Below are 13,887 nucleotides of genomic sequence, written 5' to 3'. Positions count from 1 at the left end.
CTACCCCCTTACGCCGCCGCGACCCGCTCCAGGAACCGGTCGATCGTCTGCGACAGCCGCCTTGTCTCGTCGGCGGCTGCGCGGGAGGCCTCGTCGACGGCGTCGGCGGAGCCGGTGGCGCGGGCGGTGGAGGCCTGGACGGTGCCGATATTGCGCGCCGCCGCCTCGCTGGTGCGCGCCGCGGCCTCGACGTTGCGGGAGATCTCGCTCGTCGAGGCGCCCTGCTCCTCCACCGCGGCCGCAATCGCGGTGGTGTGGACGTCGACCTCCTTCATGATCGTCGCGATGCGCTCGATCGAGGAGACCGCCTCCCCGGTCTCGGCCTGGATGCCGGCGATCTGCTGGCCGATCTCGGCGGTGGCCCTGGCGGTCTGGTCGGCGAGCGACTTCACCTCGCCCGCGACGACGGCGAAGCCCTTGCCCGCCTCGCCCGCCCGCGCCGCCTCGATGGTCGCGTTGAGCGCGAGCAGGTTCGTCTGCTCGGCGATGGAGCGGATCAGGTCGACGACGTCGCCGATGCGCCGGGCGGCCTCGGCGAGTCCGGCGACGCGCCCGCTCGTCTCGTCGGCCGTGCGGGTCGCGCGCGAGACGACCTCCGTCGTCTCGCCCACGGTGCGGGCGATCTCGTCGATCGCCGCCGCGAGGCTCGCCGCCGCCTCCGCCGCGACGGTCGCGGTATGGGCGCTCTCGCGGCTCTCGGTCGCCGTCTCGTCGGTGGTGCGCGCGGTCTCGGCGGCGATCGCCGTCAGCGTGCCGGCGGTCTCGCGCATGCGCTCCATCTGGTCGGAGACCCGCGCGAGGAGCGTGCCGACCTCGCCGCGGAAGTCGCCGACCAGCGTCTCGACGGTGCGCTGCCGGGCGGCGCGGGCCTGCGCCTCCGCCTCCGTCTCGCCGGCGAGGCGCGCGCGCTCGATGGCGTTCCTGCGGAAGATCTCCACCGCCGCGGCCATGGCGCCGATCTCGTCGCGGCGGTCGCGGCCGGGCACGTCGATCGCCGTGTCGCCGTGGGCGAGCCTGTTCATCGCCGCCGTCATGGCCGAGACCGGCTGCGCGATCGAGCGCCCGATGAGCACGGCGATGGCGATGCCGAGCACCGCGAGGCCCGCGGATGTCGCCAGGGTGAGGCCGACCGTCGTCGCGGCCGAGGCCGACGTGCCCTCGCCGATCGCCGCCGCCTCGCGCGCGGCATCCGCGGCGATGGCGGAAGAGGCCTCGCCGACGGCGCGCTCGGCGGCGCCGAGCACCTCGAGGCGCAGCGCGGCCTGCGCGTCCGAGAGCGCCACCGCCTGCGCCATGCCGCCGCGGAATGTCTCCATCTGCCCGAGCACCTCGCCGAGCTGTGCCTTGCGCCCCGCGTGCGAGACGCCGGCGAAGAGCCCGGCGGCACGATCGACGGCGAGGTCGATGCTCGTGGTGGCGAGCCGCGGATCGTCGCTCGCGCCGGAGAGGTAGCGCCCGAGCGCCACCTGCGCCGTGAGGAGGTCCTTCATGGCGATGGCGAGGCCGGTCGAGGCCTGCGTGTCCTGGTCGATCGAGGCCGTGTAGATCGCCATGTTCATGATGTCGATGGCGCTCGCGACGGCGGGGTCGATCACGTCGGCGACGACGGCGTCGAGGGCGGCGCTGTCGGCGAAGAGTCGGTCGAGCCCCTCGGAGAAGGCGGAGAAGCGGGCCGCGATGTCCTCGACGAGCGCACGCCGGTGCGGCTCGGAGGTGGCGGCGAGCGCCTCGGCGATCGCGGCGTCGAGCGCGGCCTTGCGCGCCGCGATGCCGGCGAGCGCCTCCTCGTCGCCGCTGGCGAGCGCGTCGCGCGCGGCGAGCGAGATCTCGTCGAGGGCGATGTTGATCGCCTGCGCCCGCTCGCTCTCGGAGACGACCTCGGCATAGGCGCGGAAGTCACGCGTGAGGCTCGACACGTTCCAGGCGGCGAACAGCGCGACGCCGAGCGCCAGCACGAGCAGCGCCGCGAAGCCGGCGGCGATGCGAATTCGGATGCCGGCGCGAGACGCGGTCCGGGCGGCGTCGGTGGCGGATCGGGTCTCGGGCGTCTCGCTCGTCGGGTGCGGTGCGGTCACGGCGTGAGGTCTCCGTCGATACGGGCATGTCCCGTTTCGTAAATCGGAAACCTGAATGGAGGGTTGATCTCGGCCCGCCTCGCACAGGGGGAGATGCGTGCGTCCGCCGCTGTGCTCCCGTGGCGCTACGAACGCCGCCCGAGCATCCGCGCCAGGTACGGCCGCAGCGGCAGGAACCCGCGATAGGCCAGCTCCACGAGCGTGCGCACCCCCGGCAGGCGCGCGAGCGCCGCCGCCGGGCGCCAGGCCGGCAGCACGCCCCAGAGCCGCGCGAAGCCGGCGGCGCCCGAGACGAGGCGCCCCTGCGCATCGCGCACGTGGAAGCGCGCGAGCGCCGCGTCGCGGGGCAGGTCCGGCCCCGGATCGGCGGCGGTGTCCGAGACGTCGACGAAGGCGACGCGCTCGGCGCCGCGGCAGCGGGAATAGTGCCCGATCTCGGCGCGGCAGAGCGGGCAGGCGCCGTCGTAGTAGACCGTGAGCTCCGGCGGCTCTCCCGCCGCCGTGGCTCGTTCGTCGCCGCTCATCGGCCGCCCTCCCCGAGAACCGCGCGGGCGAGCGCGCGGCCGCTGTCGTAGGCCGCCTCGACGCGGCCGCCGAGGCACCAATCGCCCGCCGCGCCGAGGCCGGTCGCGGCGTCCCACAGGCAGGCGCGGCCGACCGGCGCCTCGACGAGGGCGTAGCGCCAGCGGTGCGCGACCGCGTGGAGCGGGGCCGCGCGGGCGGCGAGGAACGGCGCCGCCTCCGCGAGCAGCGAACGTGCGACGGCGTCGGGCGTCTCCTCCAGATGCGCACGCGACCAGCCCGGCGTCGCGTGCACGACGACGCGGCGCTCGGCGCCGGCGGCGCGCCCCGGCTTCGTCGCCTCCTCGGCGATCCAGGCGATCGAGGCATGGTCGGGCCGTTGCGCCGGGACGCATGGCGGCGCGAGCGCCTCGGGCGCGAAGGCCAGCATCAGCGCGAGGCAGGGCGCGTAGCGGGCCGTGGCCGCGGCCTCGGCCAGCGCGGGCGCAACGGGCGCGAGGAGCGCCGCCGCCTGCGGGGCGGGGGCGGTCACGAGCACCGCCGCGAACGGGCCGAGGCGCCCGCCGTCCGCAAGGGCGAGCTCCCAGCGGCCGGGCACGCCCTCGATCGCCGCGACGGCCGTCCCGACCGTGAGCGGCATGCCGGAGGCCAGCGCCTTCACCGGCGCGTTCATGGCCGGGACGCCGACGAAGCGGTCCCCCTCGCCCCAGGGCGCGGCGAGGCCGCGCGCCGCCCAGGCCGCGATCTCCGCCGCGAAATCGGCGCCGTGCGCGCGGACGTACTGCGCACCGTGATCGAAGGCGAGGCCGTCCCGGGTCCGGCGGGTGGCCATGCGCCCGCCGGCGCCGCGGCTCTTCTCGACAATGTGAACGCCTCGCCCGGCGGCCGCGAGGTCGCGCGCGGCGATCACGCCGGCGAGCCCCGCGCCGATCACGGCGACACCCGGGATCCCTTGCTCCGTCACGCCTTCGCCGCTCCTCGCCCGACCGACCGACACGCTCCCGCCTACGCGCGCCCGGCCTCCGCGGACCTGCGGCGCGGCGTCGCTTCCGGCAGTCCGGGCCACGGATCGCGCTTGGCGGATGGTGCGCTGCGGTGCACACTCGCGAATACGGGTCGTGCGCCACGCGCGCCGGCTCAACGAAGGACGACACCGATGCAGACCCGACAGAAGGCTCGCCGACTCCTCGATCTCGCCCGTGTCATGGTCAAGCAGGCCCGCATCCTGCGCGACGAGGGCTTTACCGGCCGTGCCGCGGAGGTCGCGCGCCGCGCGATCGCGCTCGATCGCCTGGGCTGGACGCTGATGCGCCCGCAGCCCGCGCCCGTGCGCATCCTGGCGAGCCGCCGCCTCCACTGAAGGCGGCGCGGCCGCGGGCCTCGCGCCGCGGTCAGATCAGCTTGAGCCCCTTGAGGCTCGCATGCCCGTCGCGGCCCACGATGATGTGGTCGTGCACGACGACGCCGAGCGGGCGGGCGGCATCCGCGATCTCGCGGGTCATGCGCACGTCGGCGGAGGACGGCGTGGGGTCGCCGGACGGGTGATTGTGGACGAGGATGATCGCCGTCGCCGAGACCTCGAGCGCGCGCTTGACGACCTCGCGGACGTAGACCGGCGTGTGGTCGACCGTCCCCGATTGCTGCACCTCGTCGGCGATGAGCGCGTTCTTCTTGTCGAGGAACAGGATGCGGAACTGCTCGCGCTCGGCGAAGGCCATCGCGGTTCGGCAATATTCCAGCACCGCCGCCCAGGACGAGAGCACCGGGCGCTTGGCGATCGCCCCGCGGGCGAGCCGGCGGCTCGCCGCCTCGAGGATCTTCAGGTCGGTGATCGTCGCCTCTCCGAGCCCGCCCACCTCCGACAGGCGCCCGCGCGAGGCGCCGAGAACCTCCGCGAAGCCGCCGAAGCGACGGACCAGCTCCTTGGCGAGCGGCTTCACGTCCCGCCGCGGGATCGAGCGGAACAGCACGAGCTCGAGCAGCTCGTAGTCGGGCAGCGAATCACCGCCCACCTCGATGAACCGCGCGCGCAGGCGGTCGCGATGGCCGTGGTAGTGCGGCGGGTCCTCTTCGAGCATCGAATCGCATCGCGGGAAGGAGGGTCGGCGGCTCGACGTTAACGAGTTCCCGACGGTTCCACCAACACTCATGAGTGGAGGCATGCGGTCCGTCGCCCGCACAGCGTGCCGCGCGGCCGGAGGACCTCGCGCGCGACGCAACGGCATGCGTCGACTTCGCGAGACATCGGAAACCATCGGACGACTTCGTCCTGGACGGGACGCCGCGAGCCGCTATCCTTACACCAACGGAAATCGAGGAGGTGGCCATGGCCTACACCGTCACCTGGCGCGTCGTGGGACCGGACGAGCGGACGGTGGAGACCGATGCGTTCCCGGAGGCGTTCGGGCGCCACGAGGACGCCGTCGCCTTCATCCTCGACAAGCTCTCGGCGTTTCCCAGCCTCGGCTTCGACAGGGGCCGCGGGTTCTGGGCGCGCACCGCGCCGGACCGGCGGATCGAGACGCGCTTCTCGATCGCCGAGGTTCCCGCCTACTCGGACGCCGTGCCGCGCGCCTGATTTTACAGCATCGGAAGTAACGACCGGGCCATTTCGGCGGTCGCGACGTGGTCGATCTTGCCCGATCCCAGCACCGGGACCGCGGCGACGACGAGGACCGCACGCGGCGCCCACAGCTCCGGAAAGCCCCGCTCCCGCGCATGCGCCAGGACGGCGTCGCGGTCCGCGTCGGGCTCGTCGGTGACCAGGACGAGCTGCTCGCCCTTGCGGGCGTCCGGCAGGGCGACGACGACGTGGTCGTGCTCGGGCCAGAGCTCCTGGACCATCGTCTCCACCGCGGCGAGCGAGATCATCTCCCCGCCGATCTTGGCGAAGCGCTTGGCGCGCCCCCGGATCGTCACGAAGCCGTCCTCGACCGAGACGATGTCGCCGGTGTCGTACCAGCCGTCCGGCGGCCGGTCGATGCGCCCGGACCCGTCGGCCGCGAGGTAGCCGGCCATGACGTTGGGTCCGCGCACCACCAGCCGCCCGGCCTGGTGGATGCCCTCGACGGGCTCGAGCCGCCACTCGACGCTCGGCAGGAAGGGGCCGACCGAGCCGTGGCGATTTCGGCTCGGCAGGTTGCAGGCGAGGACCGGCGCGCACTCGGTGGCGCCGTAGCCCTCCAGGATCTCCGCCCCGGTCCCGGCATAGAGCCGCCGCGTCTCCTCCTTGATGCGCTCGGCGCCGGCGATGACGTAGCGCAGGCTCGCGAGATCGCCCTCCCCCGCCGCGCGGGCGTAGCCCTGCAGGAAGGTGTCGGTGGCGAGGAGGAAGGTCGCCTTCGTGCCCGCGATGAGCTTTGGAATCATGCGGTAGTGCAGCGGGCTCGGGTAGAGCACGACCTTGTAGCCGTTGAGCAGGCCGAGCACGAGACCGGCCGTGAGCCCGAAGGAATGGAAGATCGGCAGCGGCGAGAAAATCGTGTCCGCCGGCGTCAGCGCGTCGCCGGCGTGCTCGGCGATCTGAACGGCGTTGGCGATGACGTTGGCGTTCGTCAGGCACACGGCCTTGGGCGCGCCCTCCGCCCCCGAGGTGAACAGGATCACGGCGGGGTCGTCCGGCCCGCCCGCGCGCGCGGCGATGGACTTGGCGCGAAACAGCGCGTCGAGGAGCGCGCGGATCTTGTCGAGGCTGGTGATGCCGGCGCGCACGTCCTCGAGGTAGACGACCCGGCGTCCCTCCGCGATGGCCGCGAGCGGCTCGTCGAGCCCGCCGTCCTCGATGAACTTGCGGGAGGTGACGATCGTCGAGATCGCCGCCGTCTCGCAGGCGGCGCGCAGGTTGCGCGCACCGGCGGTGAAGTTGAGCATCGCCGCGACGCGGCCCATCACGTTGAGCCCGAAGAGCGCCACGGCGGCCGCCTGCACGCTCGGCATCATCAGCGCCACGCGCTCCCCGGGCCGCGTGCCGACGGCGAGCTTGCGGCCGAGCAGGAGGGCCCCGAGCACGAGCCGCTGGTAGGTCAGCGGCTGGCGCTGCTGATCCTCCAGGATGACGAAGGTCTTCCCGAAGCGCCCGCGCGCGGCGACGAGTGCGCCGAACAGGTTCCGGCGCAGACGATCGGGACGGCGGAGAGGATCAGTGTGCGGCATGATGGAATTGTATGGCGAAGCCCCGCCGCGACAACCGCGAAAGCGCGGCCGTCGTTCCGTCACGAGCGATGTGACGCCGGCGGCGTCCCCCGCCTGCGCGCATCACCCCGGCGCGCCGTCGCGGATCGGGGGCTGGAAGGCGTAGCCGAGATCCCAGGGGAAGTAGATCCAGGTGTCCTGGCTCACCTCGGTGATGAACGTGTCGACGAGCGGGCGCCCGGCGGGCTTGGCGTAGACGGTGGCGAAGTGCGCGTTGGGCAGCATGTCGCGCACCACGCGGGCGGTCTTGCCCGTGTCGACGAGGTCGTCGATGACGAGCACGCCCTTGCCCTGACCGTCGCCGAGCGCACGCACGGCCGGCGCGATCTCCTTGAGCACCTGGAGCCCGCCCTGGCTCTTGTACTCGTGGTAGCTCGCGATGCAGACGCTCTCGATCATCCGGATCTCGAGCTCGCGGGCCACGATCGCCGCCGGCACGAGCCCCCCGCGGGTGATGCAGACGATGGCCTCGAAGGGGCCGCTCTCGGCGAGGCGCCAGGCCAGCGCCCGGGCGTCGCGGTGGAACTGATCCCAGGAGACGGGAAAGGCCTTGGGGGTCGGAGGCGTCATGGCGGCGGGCCTTCTCTCGGGCGGGCGACGGCGATGCGGGTCAGATGGGGGCGTTGTCCGACGTGAGCCGGGAGAGGAGCGCGCGGACGTCCCGCGCCGCGCCCTCCACCGCCGCCGCCTCGCGCCCGCGCAGGACGATCTGGTTGCGGAAGCCCCCGCCGGTGAAGGAGGGATAGGAGCCGATCGACACGCCGGGATGCGAGCCCGCGAGCTCCGCCAGCGCCTCGGCGTAGCTGCCCTCCGCGAGCCCCCCGGCGTCGAGCGTCTCGACGCACATGCGTGCTCCGGTGCGCAGCCGCGGCGCGACGGCGTCGAGCATGGCCTGCATGATCGAGGGCACGCCGGCCATGACGATCACGTTCTCGACCATGAAGCCCGGCGCCTTCGAGATCGGGTTCTCGATCAGCTCGGCGCCCTCGGGGATGCGCGCCATGCGCAGGCGCGCGGCATTGAGCTCGCCCTCGGCGTAGCGCTCGCGCATCATCGCCACCGCGCGCGGGTCGATGTCGATCGCCCGTCCGAGCGCCTTCGCGACGCTGTCGGCGGTGATGTCGTCGTGGGTGGGGCCGATGCCGCCGGTGGTGAAGAGATAGTCGAAGCGCGCCCGCAGCGCGTTCACGGCCGCGACGATCTCGTCCTCGACGTCCGGGACGACCCGCACCTCGCGCAGGTCGATGCCGAGCGCGCCGAGATACTCGGCGATGTGGCCGATGTTCTTGTCCTTGGTCCGCCCGGACAGGATCTCGTCGCCGATCACCAGGATCGCCGCGGTGACGCTCTCGCCGACGCTCTCGCTCATGCTTGGCACCTCGTGCAGAGGCTTTAGCGCCGGGGGCTGCGGGGAGCAAGGGCACGCGAGGCCGCGAGAGGGGCGGGGCGACCCGGATGGCGACGATGCAGGGCGCGCGGGCGGCGCTCCGGTTGCCCTCCCCTCCCCCGCGCGCTACCACCGCCCGATGCGCTTCCCCGTCCCCCTCGTCGAGGCCCGCCTTCTCCGCCGCTACAAGCGCTTTCTCGCCGACGTCGTGCTGCCGGACGGCACGGAAGCGACCGCGCACGTGGCCAATCCCGGCGCCATGCTGGGGCTGGCGGAGCCGGGGGCGCGGATCTGGCTGTCGGCCTCCACCAACCCCAAGCGCAAGCTCGCCTGGTCCTGGGAGATCGTCGAGGCGGCGCCGATGCGCGGGGGCGCGGCGCGGCTCGTGGGCGTCAATACGGCGACGCCGAACCGGCTCGTCGCCGAGGCGCTGGCCGCGGGGGCGCTCGCGCCGTTCCGGGACTACGCGCGCGTGCGCCCGGAAGTGGCCTACGGGACGCGCAGCCGCGTCGACTTCCTGCTCGAGGGGGACGGCCTGCCGCCGCTCTACCTCGAGGTGAAGAACTGCCACCTGATGCGCGACGACGGGATCGCCGAGTTCCCCGACTGCATCGCCGCGCGCTCCGCCCGCCATCTCGACGAGCTCGCCGCCATGGTCCGCGACGGCGCGCGCGCGGCGCTCGTCACCATCGTGCAGATGGACGCCCGGCGCTTCACCCCCGCCGCCGACATCGATCCGGCCTACGCCGCCGCCTGGGCCCGCGCGCGGGAAGCGGGCGTCGAGACGCACGCCTTCGTCTGCCGGGTGACGCCCGAGGAGATCGTGGTGGAGCGGGAGATCGCGGTGATGTAGGGCGCCGCGGAGCGGGCTCGCCGCAGGCTCGGCGCCTCAGGGGGTACGCGGTGCGCGCGCCGCGGCGGGCGCTCGGGTCTCCGGGGCGAAGGATCGCTGCGCCTGCGCCCAGCGGGTGAGGAGCGGCGTCCCCAGGCCGGCGGCGAGGAAGAGCGCGGCGAGCAGGATCCAGCCGATGCCGCTCGCCGTCACGACCATCGTCATCACCGCGGGCCCGACCGCCGTGATCATGGCCTCCATCGAGGCCGCGACGCCCTGGTAGCGCCCCTTGAGCCGCGGGTTTATCAAGCCGAGCGAGAGCGCCCAGCGGGAGCCGACGAAGTACAGCTCGCCCCCGACGACGACGAGCGTCCCCACGATCAGGAGCATCGCCGCCGGCCCCGCGCCGACCCGGCCGCTCGCGAGGAACAGCAGGCAGCCTCCCGCCAGCAGTACCCCCGCGAGAACGCCGGCGCGGGCGCCGCGCGCGACAGTGCCGACGCGGCGTACGACCGGCACCTGGAAGGCCACGGTGAGGAGGGCGGTCAGCCCGAACAGGAGCGCCGCCAGCCAGACGGGCGCTTCCGTATGGTTTCGGGTCCACAGCGGCAGGGCGGTCGACATCAGCGCCCAGCTCAGGGCCATCACGGCGGTCAGCGCCATCAGCGCGGCATAGGGGACGTCCTCGAGGACGGCCGCGTCCGAGCCCGGCTCCGTCGTTTCGCCGCGGGCTCGCGGCAGCACGGCGGTCAGGCCGGCGAGGACCGCGAAGCTCACGGCGTTGCCGAGGAGCGCGGCCCGGAACGCCCACGGATCGCTCGCCGCGAGCACCAGCGCGCCGATGCCGGCGCCCGCCGCGTACCCGACATGCTGCACGACGCGGGTGCGGGCGAGCACGTCGAGCTGACGCTCCGTGTCGAACAGCGCGCAGACGAGGGCCGTGCGGACCCCCGTCGCGGCGCTCTGCGTGCCGAAGAACCCGAGCGCGGCGAAGGCGAGGCCGACCACGCCCTCGATCAGGCTGAAGCCGATCATCGCGGCGCCGCGCACCAGGGTGACGAGGACGAGGATGTCGCGCGGAGAGAACCTGTCCGCGGCGACGCCGAGCGGATAGGCGAGGAGGATGCCGACGATCCCGCAGGCGGCGACGACGATGCCGAGGGTCGACGGCGCGATGGCGACGATCTCCGTCAGGTAGATGGCCCATATGGCGAACCACACGCCGTCGCCGAGGCTGCTGACGCCCTGGCCGACGTAGAGGTACCTCGCGATCCGCTCCCTCGACACCGGGCTGCTCCCTCGCGCCGCAACCGGAGGGTCATACGCGCCGACACCAACATCGTTCCCACGTACCTCCGCTGGCCGACACCGGCACGGCATACGCCGCCGTCGCGCGGGCGCCGGAGGCCGGGTGAGCGATCGCAGGCCCGTCCGTCAGCCTCGCCGCCGGCTCACCCGCATCGGCATCCCCTCGCGCGGGCGCAGCGTCACGCGCTGCACCGGCTCGACGCGGGTGCCGGGCGCGAGGTCGAGGCGGGCGACGCGGACGATCTCGGCCAGCGCCAGCACCGCCTCCTGCACCGCGAAGGTGTTGCCGATGCACACCCGCGGGCCGGCGCCGAAGGGCAGGTAGGCGTAGCGGTCGATGCGGGCGCGGGCCTCGCCGAGGAAGCGGCTCGGGTCGAAGGCGGCGGGATCGTCCCACAGGAGCGCGTGGCGGTGCAGCACCCAGGGCGCGATCATCACGATCGCCCCCGCCGGGAGCCGGATGCCGGCGACGCGGTCCTGCGCGACGGCCTCGCGGCTCATGAAGGCGGCGGGCGGGTAGAGCCGCATCGTCTCCTCGACCACCGCCTTGGTGTAGGGCAGCAGGGCCGCGTGCTCGGCCGCGACCGGCTCGTCTCCCGCGACGGAATCGACCTCCGCCTCGAGCCGGGCGCGGACGTCGGGCGCCTGCGAGACGAGGTAGAGCGCCCAGGTGAGCGCGTTCGCGGTGGTCTCGTGGCCGGCGCCGATGAAGGTGACGATGTTGGCGCGCACGTCGAGGTCGTCGAGCCCCTGCCCGGTCTCCGGATCGCGGGCCTCGAGCAGCAGCGTCAGCAGGTCGCGCGGTGCCGGCGCGCCGCTCTCGACGAGCGCCCGGCGCCCGCCGATCAGCGCGTCGACCACGCGGGCGAAGAAGGCGATCGCCGGGCGCGCCTGGATGCGCCCGAGCCGCGGCAGCCATTCGGGCAGGCCGAGCACGTCGAGCGGATCGACCGGGCCGATCGCCGCGAAGAGCCGGGTGATCGCGCGCCCGAGCGCGTCGGGGTCCTGCTTCAGGCCGTGGGTGAAGATCGTGCGCTCGAGCACGTCGAGCGTGAGCCGGGTCGTCTCGACGGCGACATCGACCGTGCGCCCCTCGCGACGCACCAGCCGGCGGCCGAGCACGTGTGCCGCCTGCGCCATCGGCCCGCCGAAGGAGGCGACGTGGCGCGCAGAGAACATCGGCGCGAGCGTGCGGCGCAGCACGCGCCAGTCCTCGCCCTCGGCCGTGAACAGCCCCTGCCCGAGCCCCGGCGCCAGCACGCGCCGGGTCAGAGCGTCCTTCCTGTAGTTCTGCGCATTCTCCACGAGCACGTGGCGGATCGCGCTCGGCTCGCTCAGCACCATCACGCGCCCGAGCACGCCCTTGCCGTAGACGACGGGCTTCTCGAAATGGTCCCTCGTCCAGGTCGCGAGCGGGTTGTCGCGGGCCTGGCGCAGGAAGGCGAACAGGTCGGGGGGCGCGCGCCCGGGCGTCGGCGCCGGCGGGCGGAAGCGGGCTCTCGCGAGGATCGGCTCGTCCATGCGCTCTCCGTGGGCGGCTCGGCGGCTCGTAGGGGGTGCCGGGCGGGCCCTCTCCGGGTTACATGTGGTGCTTCGATCGGCCGAGAGGAGACCGCGCCATGTCGTCTGGGATGGGTCGAGAGGACGCGGGGGCGACCCCCGACACGCGCACGGAGACCGACACGTTCGGGCCGATCTCCGTGCCCGCAATCCGCTATTGGGGCGCGCAGACGCAGCGCTCGCTCGAGAACTTCCGCATCGGCGAGGAGCGCATGCCCGCCCCGCTGGTGCGCGCGCTCGGCCTCGTCAAGCAGGCGGCCGCCATGGCGAACAAGGAGCTCGGCGAGCTGTCCCCCGAGATCGCCGACGCCGTCGCCGACGCCGCCGCGGACGTCGCCCAGGGCAAGCTCGACGACGAGTTCCCGCTCGTCGTCTGGCAGACCGGATCCGGCACGCAGTCGAACATGAACGCCAACGAGGTGATCGCCAACCGCGCCAACGAGGCGCTGGGGCACCCGCGCGGCGGCAAGCACCCGGTCCACCCGAACGACCACGTCAACCGCGGGCAGTCGTCGAACGACACGTTCCCGACCGCGATGCACGTCGCCGCCGTGCTCGAGATCACGAACCGGCTGATCCCGGCGCTGCAGCACCTCCACGACGCGCTCGCCGCCAAGGCGGACGACTTCGCCGAGGTGGTGAAGATCGGGCGCACGCACATGCAGGACGCCACGCCCGTGACGCTGGGCCAGGAGTTCGGCGGCTGGGCGGCGCAGGTGCAGCTCGGGATCGCGCGGATCGAGGCGACGCTGCCCTCGCTCCTCGACCTCGCCCAGGGCGGCACGGCGGTGGGGACGGGGCTCAACGCCCATCCCGAGTTCGCCGAGCGCTTCGCCATGACGATCGCCGACCTGACGGGCCTGCCCTTCCTCTCGGCGGCGAACAAGTTCGAGGCGCTCGCCTGCCACGACAGCCTCGTCTTCGCCCACGGCGCCTTGACCGCCATGGCGGCGGCCCTGTTCAAGATCGCCAACGACGTGCGCCTGCTCGGCTCCGGCCCGCGTTCCGGCCTCGGCGAGATCGCTCTCCCCGAGAACGAGCCGGGCTCGTCGATCATGCCGGGCAAGGTCAACCCGACGCAGGCGGAGGCGCTGACCATGGTCTGCGCCCAGGTGACCGGCAACAACGCGACGATCGCGCTCGCCGGCACGCAGGGGCATCTCGAGCTCAACGTCTTCAAGCCGGTGATCGCCAACGCCTTCCTGCAGAGCGTGCGCCTCCTCTCCGACGCGGCGATCTCCTTCACCGACAAGTGCGTGGTGGGCATCGAGCCGCGGCGCGAGCGCATCGCGGACCTGCTGGAGCGCTCGCTCATGCTGGTGACGGCGCTCGCGCCGAAGATCGGCTACGATGCCGCGGCGAAGATCGCCAAGGCCGCGCACGCGAACGGCACCACCCTGCGCGAGGAGGCGCTCGCCTCGGGCACCGTGACGGAGGCCGAGTTCGACGCGCTGGTGCGCCCCGAGACGATGGTCGGGCCGAGCCTCGGGGGAGCGGCGGGATGAGCGCCGAGATCGTCAACCTGCGCCGGGCGCGCAAGGCCAAGGCGCGCGAGACGGCACAGGCGACCGCCGCGGAGAACCGGGTGCTGTTCGGGCGCACGAAGGCGCAGCGTACCGCCGAGGCCACGCGCGACGAGCAGGAGCGCCGACGGCTCGAGGGCCATCGTCGCGACGCCGATGCGCGCGACGGCGGCGAACCCCCGCCGGACGCGGCCCCGTGACGGCGCCGCCCGGCCCGGTCGAGAAGCGCTCGCTCTCGATCGCCGGCCACCGCACCAGCGTCTCGCTCGAGGCGCCGTTCTGGGAGGCGCTCGTCGACCTCGCGGCGGCGCGCGGCGTCTCCGTGCAGCGCCTCGTCGGCGAGATCGACGCGGCGCGCGGGGAGGCGAACCTCTCCTCGGCGATCCGCGTCGCGCTCCTCGACGCCGCCCGCCGCGGCGCCCTGCCGCTCGACGCGCCGGATGGTCCCGAATCGGAGCGAACCGCACCCGGCCCATGAGGCCGCTATTA

General features: G+C 73.7%; 15 protein-coding genes. 6 read left to right on the top strand and 9 right to left on the bottom strand.

What is annotated here, in order from left to right; genetic code table 11:
* Positions 1-8 precede the first annotated feature (8 nt).
* The 3 genes from G407_RS0117795 to G407_RS0117785 all read right to left on the bottom strand — a co-directional run bounded on the left by G407_RS0117795 (position 9) and on the right by G407_RS0117785 (position 3,561).
* A complete protein-coding gene (locus G407_RS0117795) occupies positions 9-2,075 on the bottom strand; it encodes a methyl-accepting chemotaxis protein (protein ID WP_029031916.1) in 2,067 nt (688 codons plus the stop codon).
* Between the two features lie 125 nt (positions 2,076-2,200).
* Positions 2,201-2,599 (bottom strand): thiol-disulfide oxidoreductase DCC family protein, encoded by a 399-nt coding sequence (locus G407_RS0117790; protein ID WP_029031915.1) that lies wholly within the window; start codon positions 2,597-2,599, stop codon positions 2,201-2,203.
* Positions 2,596-3,561 carry an NAD(P)/FAD-dependent oxidoreductase gene (locus tag G407_RS0117785; RefSeq protein WP_029031914.1) on the bottom strand — a complete coding sequence of 322 codons (966 nt, stop codon included), beginning with the start codon at positions 3,559-3,561 and terminating at the stop codon, positions 2,596-2,598. Before G407_RS0117785 ends, G407_RS0117790 begins: the two co-directional genes overlap by 4 nt.
* 192 nt (positions 3,562-3,753) lie before the next feature.
* Between G407_RS0117785 and G407_RS0117780 the strand changes: the two genes are divergently transcribed.
* Positions 3,754-3,957: a hypothetical protein gene (locus G407_RS0117780; protein ID WP_029031913.1), complete on the top strand. Its 204-nt coding sequence runs from the start codon at positions 3,754-3,756 to the stop codon at positions 3,955-3,957.
* A 31-nt stretch (positions 3,958-3,988) separates the two neighbouring features.
* Here the strand turns inward: G407_RS0117780 and radC are convergent, their stop codons facing one another.
* Complete coding sequence (gene radC, locus G407_RS0117775; protein ID WP_029031912.1) at positions 3,989-4,675, bottom strand: RadC family protein; 687 nt, start codon at positions 4,673-4,675, stop codon at positions 3,989-3,991.
* Between the two features lie 248 nt (positions 4,676-4,923).
* Between radC and G407_RS0117770 the strand changes: the two genes are divergently transcribed.
* Positions 4,924-5,175 (top strand): hypothetical protein, encoded by a 252-nt coding sequence (locus G407_RS0117770; protein WP_029031911.1) that lies wholly within the window; start codon positions 4,924-4,926, stop codon positions 5,173-5,175.
* 2 nt (positions 5,176-5,177) lie between these two features.
* Here the strand turns inward: G407_RS0117770 and G407_RS28455 are convergent, their stop codons facing one another.
* From G407_RS28455 to G407_RS0117755, 3 genes are all read right to left on the bottom strand, one after another.
* On the bottom strand, positions 5,178-6,749 hold the full coding sequence (locus G407_RS28455; protein ID WP_052341530.1) for an AMP-binding protein: 1,572 nt from the start codon (positions 6,747-6,749) through the stop codon (positions 5,178-5,180).
* A 102-nt stretch (positions 6,750-6,851) separates the two neighbouring features.
* Positions 6,852-7,358: a xanthine phosphoribosyltransferase gene (gene gpt, locus G407_RS0117760; protein WP_029031910.1), complete on the bottom strand. Its 507-nt coding sequence runs from the start codon at positions 7,356-7,358 to the stop codon at positions 6,852-6,854.
* 40 nt (positions 7,359-7,398) lie between these two features.
* The gene (locus tag G407_RS0117755) at positions 7,399-8,157 is read right to left on the bottom strand and encodes a competence/damage-inducible protein A (protein WP_029031909.1); all 759 of its coding nucleotides are present in this window, start codon (positions 8,155-8,157) and stop codon (positions 7,399-7,401) included.
* A gap of 157 nt (positions 8,158-8,314) precedes the next feature.
* Here G407_RS0117755 and sfsA point away from each other — a divergent pair, with 157 nt between their 5' ends.
* Positions 8,315-9,028, top strand: coding sequence for a DNA/RNA nuclease SfsA (sfsA, locus tag G407_RS0117750; protein WP_029031908.1), 714 nt, complete (start codon positions 8,315-8,317; stop codon positions 9,026-9,028).
* A 36-nt stretch (positions 9,029-9,064) separates the two neighbouring features.
* Here the strand turns inward: sfsA and G407_RS28450 are convergent, their stop codons facing one another.
* Both G407_RS28450 and G407_RS0117740 read right to left on the bottom strand, forming a co-directional pair.
* Positions 9,065-10,294, bottom strand: coding sequence for an MFS transporter (locus tag G407_RS28450; protein WP_052341529.1), 1,230 nt, complete (start codon positions 10,292-10,294; stop codon positions 9,065-9,067).
* A gap of 147 nt (positions 10,295-10,441) precedes the next feature.
* Positions 10,442-11,836: a cytochrome P450 gene (locus G407_RS0117740; protein WP_029031907.1), complete on the bottom strand. Its 1,395-nt coding sequence runs from the start codon at positions 11,834-11,836 to the stop codon at positions 10,442-10,444.
* Between the two features lie 98 nt (positions 11,837-11,934).
* Here G407_RS0117740 and fumC point away from each other — a divergent pair, with 98 nt between their 5' ends.
* The 3 genes from fumC to G407_RS0117725 are packed head-to-tail and all read left to right on the top strand — an operon-like array spanning position 11,935 to position 13,876.
* Complete coding sequence (fumC, locus tag G407_RS0117735; RefSeq protein ID WP_245259120.1) at positions 11,935-13,380, top strand: class II fumarate hydratase; 1,446 nt, start codon at positions 11,935-11,937, stop codon at positions 13,378-13,380.
* Positions 13,377-13,598 (top strand): DUF4169 family protein, encoded by a 222-nt coding sequence (locus tag G407_RS0117730; protein ID WP_029031905.1) that lies wholly within the window; start codon positions 13,377-13,379, stop codon positions 13,596-13,598. The genes fumC and G407_RS0117730 overlap by 4 nt, the downstream gene beginning before the upstream one ends.
* Positions 13,595-13,876 carry a ribbon-helix-helix domain-containing protein gene (locus G407_RS0117725; RefSeq protein WP_029031904.1) on the top strand — a complete coding sequence of 94 codons (282 nt, stop codon included), beginning with the start codon at positions 13,595-13,597 and terminating at the stop codon, positions 13,874-13,876. Before G407_RS0117730 ends, G407_RS0117725 begins: the two co-directional genes overlap by 4 nt.
* The last annotated feature ends 11 nt before the right edge of the window (positions 13,877-13,887 follow it).

This window comes from Salinarimonas rosea DSM 21201, from assembly GCF_000429045.1.
Taxonomy (GTDB): Bacteria; Pseudomonadota; Alphaproteobacteria; order Rhizobiales; family Beijerinckiaceae; genus Salinarimonas; species Salinarimonas rosea.
This window is presented reverse-complemented; position numbering and strand designations above follow the sequence as displayed.

Excerpts from the sequence above, each read along its gene's own strand:
- G407_RS0117790 (WP_029031915.1), bottom strand. The coding sequence starts at position 2,599 with ATGAGCGGCGACGAACGAGCCACGGCGGCGGGAGAGCCGCCGGAGCTC.
- G407_RS0117780 (WP_029031913.1), top strand. The coding sequence starts at position 3,754 with ATGCAGACCCGACAGAAGGCTCGCCGACTCCTCGATCTCGCCCGTGTC.
- radC (WP_029031912.1), bottom strand. The coding sequence starts at position 4,675 with ATGCTCGAAGAGGACCCGCCGCACTACCACGGCCATCGCGACCGCCTG.
- G407_RS0117770 (WP_029031911.1), top strand. The coding sequence starts at position 4,924 with ATGGCCTACACCGTCACCTGGCGCGTCGTGGGACCGGACGAGCGGACG.
- G407_RS28455 (WP_052341530.1), bottom strand. The coding sequence starts at position 6,749 with ATGCCGCACACTGATCCTCTCCGCCGTCCCGATCGTCTGCGCCGGAAC.
- gpt (WP_029031910.1), bottom strand. The coding sequence starts at position 7,358 with ATGACGCCTCCGACCCCCAAGGCCTTTCCCGTCTCCTGGGATCAGTTC.
- G407_RS0117755 (WP_029031909.1), bottom strand. The coding sequence starts at position 8,157 with ATGAGCGAGAGCGTCGGCGAGAGCGTCACCGCGGCGATCCTGGTGATC.
- sfsA (WP_029031908.1), top strand. The coding sequence starts at position 8,315 with ATGCGCTTCCCCGTCCCCCTCGTCGAGGCCCGCCTTCTCCGCCGCTAC.
- G407_RS0117740 (WP_029031907.1), bottom strand. The coding sequence starts at position 11,836 with ATGGACGAGCCGATCCTCGCGAGAGCCCGCTTCCGCCCGCCGGCGCCG.
- fumC (WP_245259120.1), top strand. The coding sequence starts at position 11,935 with ATGTCGTCTGGGATGGGTCGAGAGGACGCGGGGGCGACCCCCGACACG.
- G407_RS0117730 (WP_029031905.1), top strand. The coding sequence starts at position 13,377 with ATGAGCGCCGAGATCGTCAACCTGCGCCGGGCGCGCAAGGCCAAGGCG.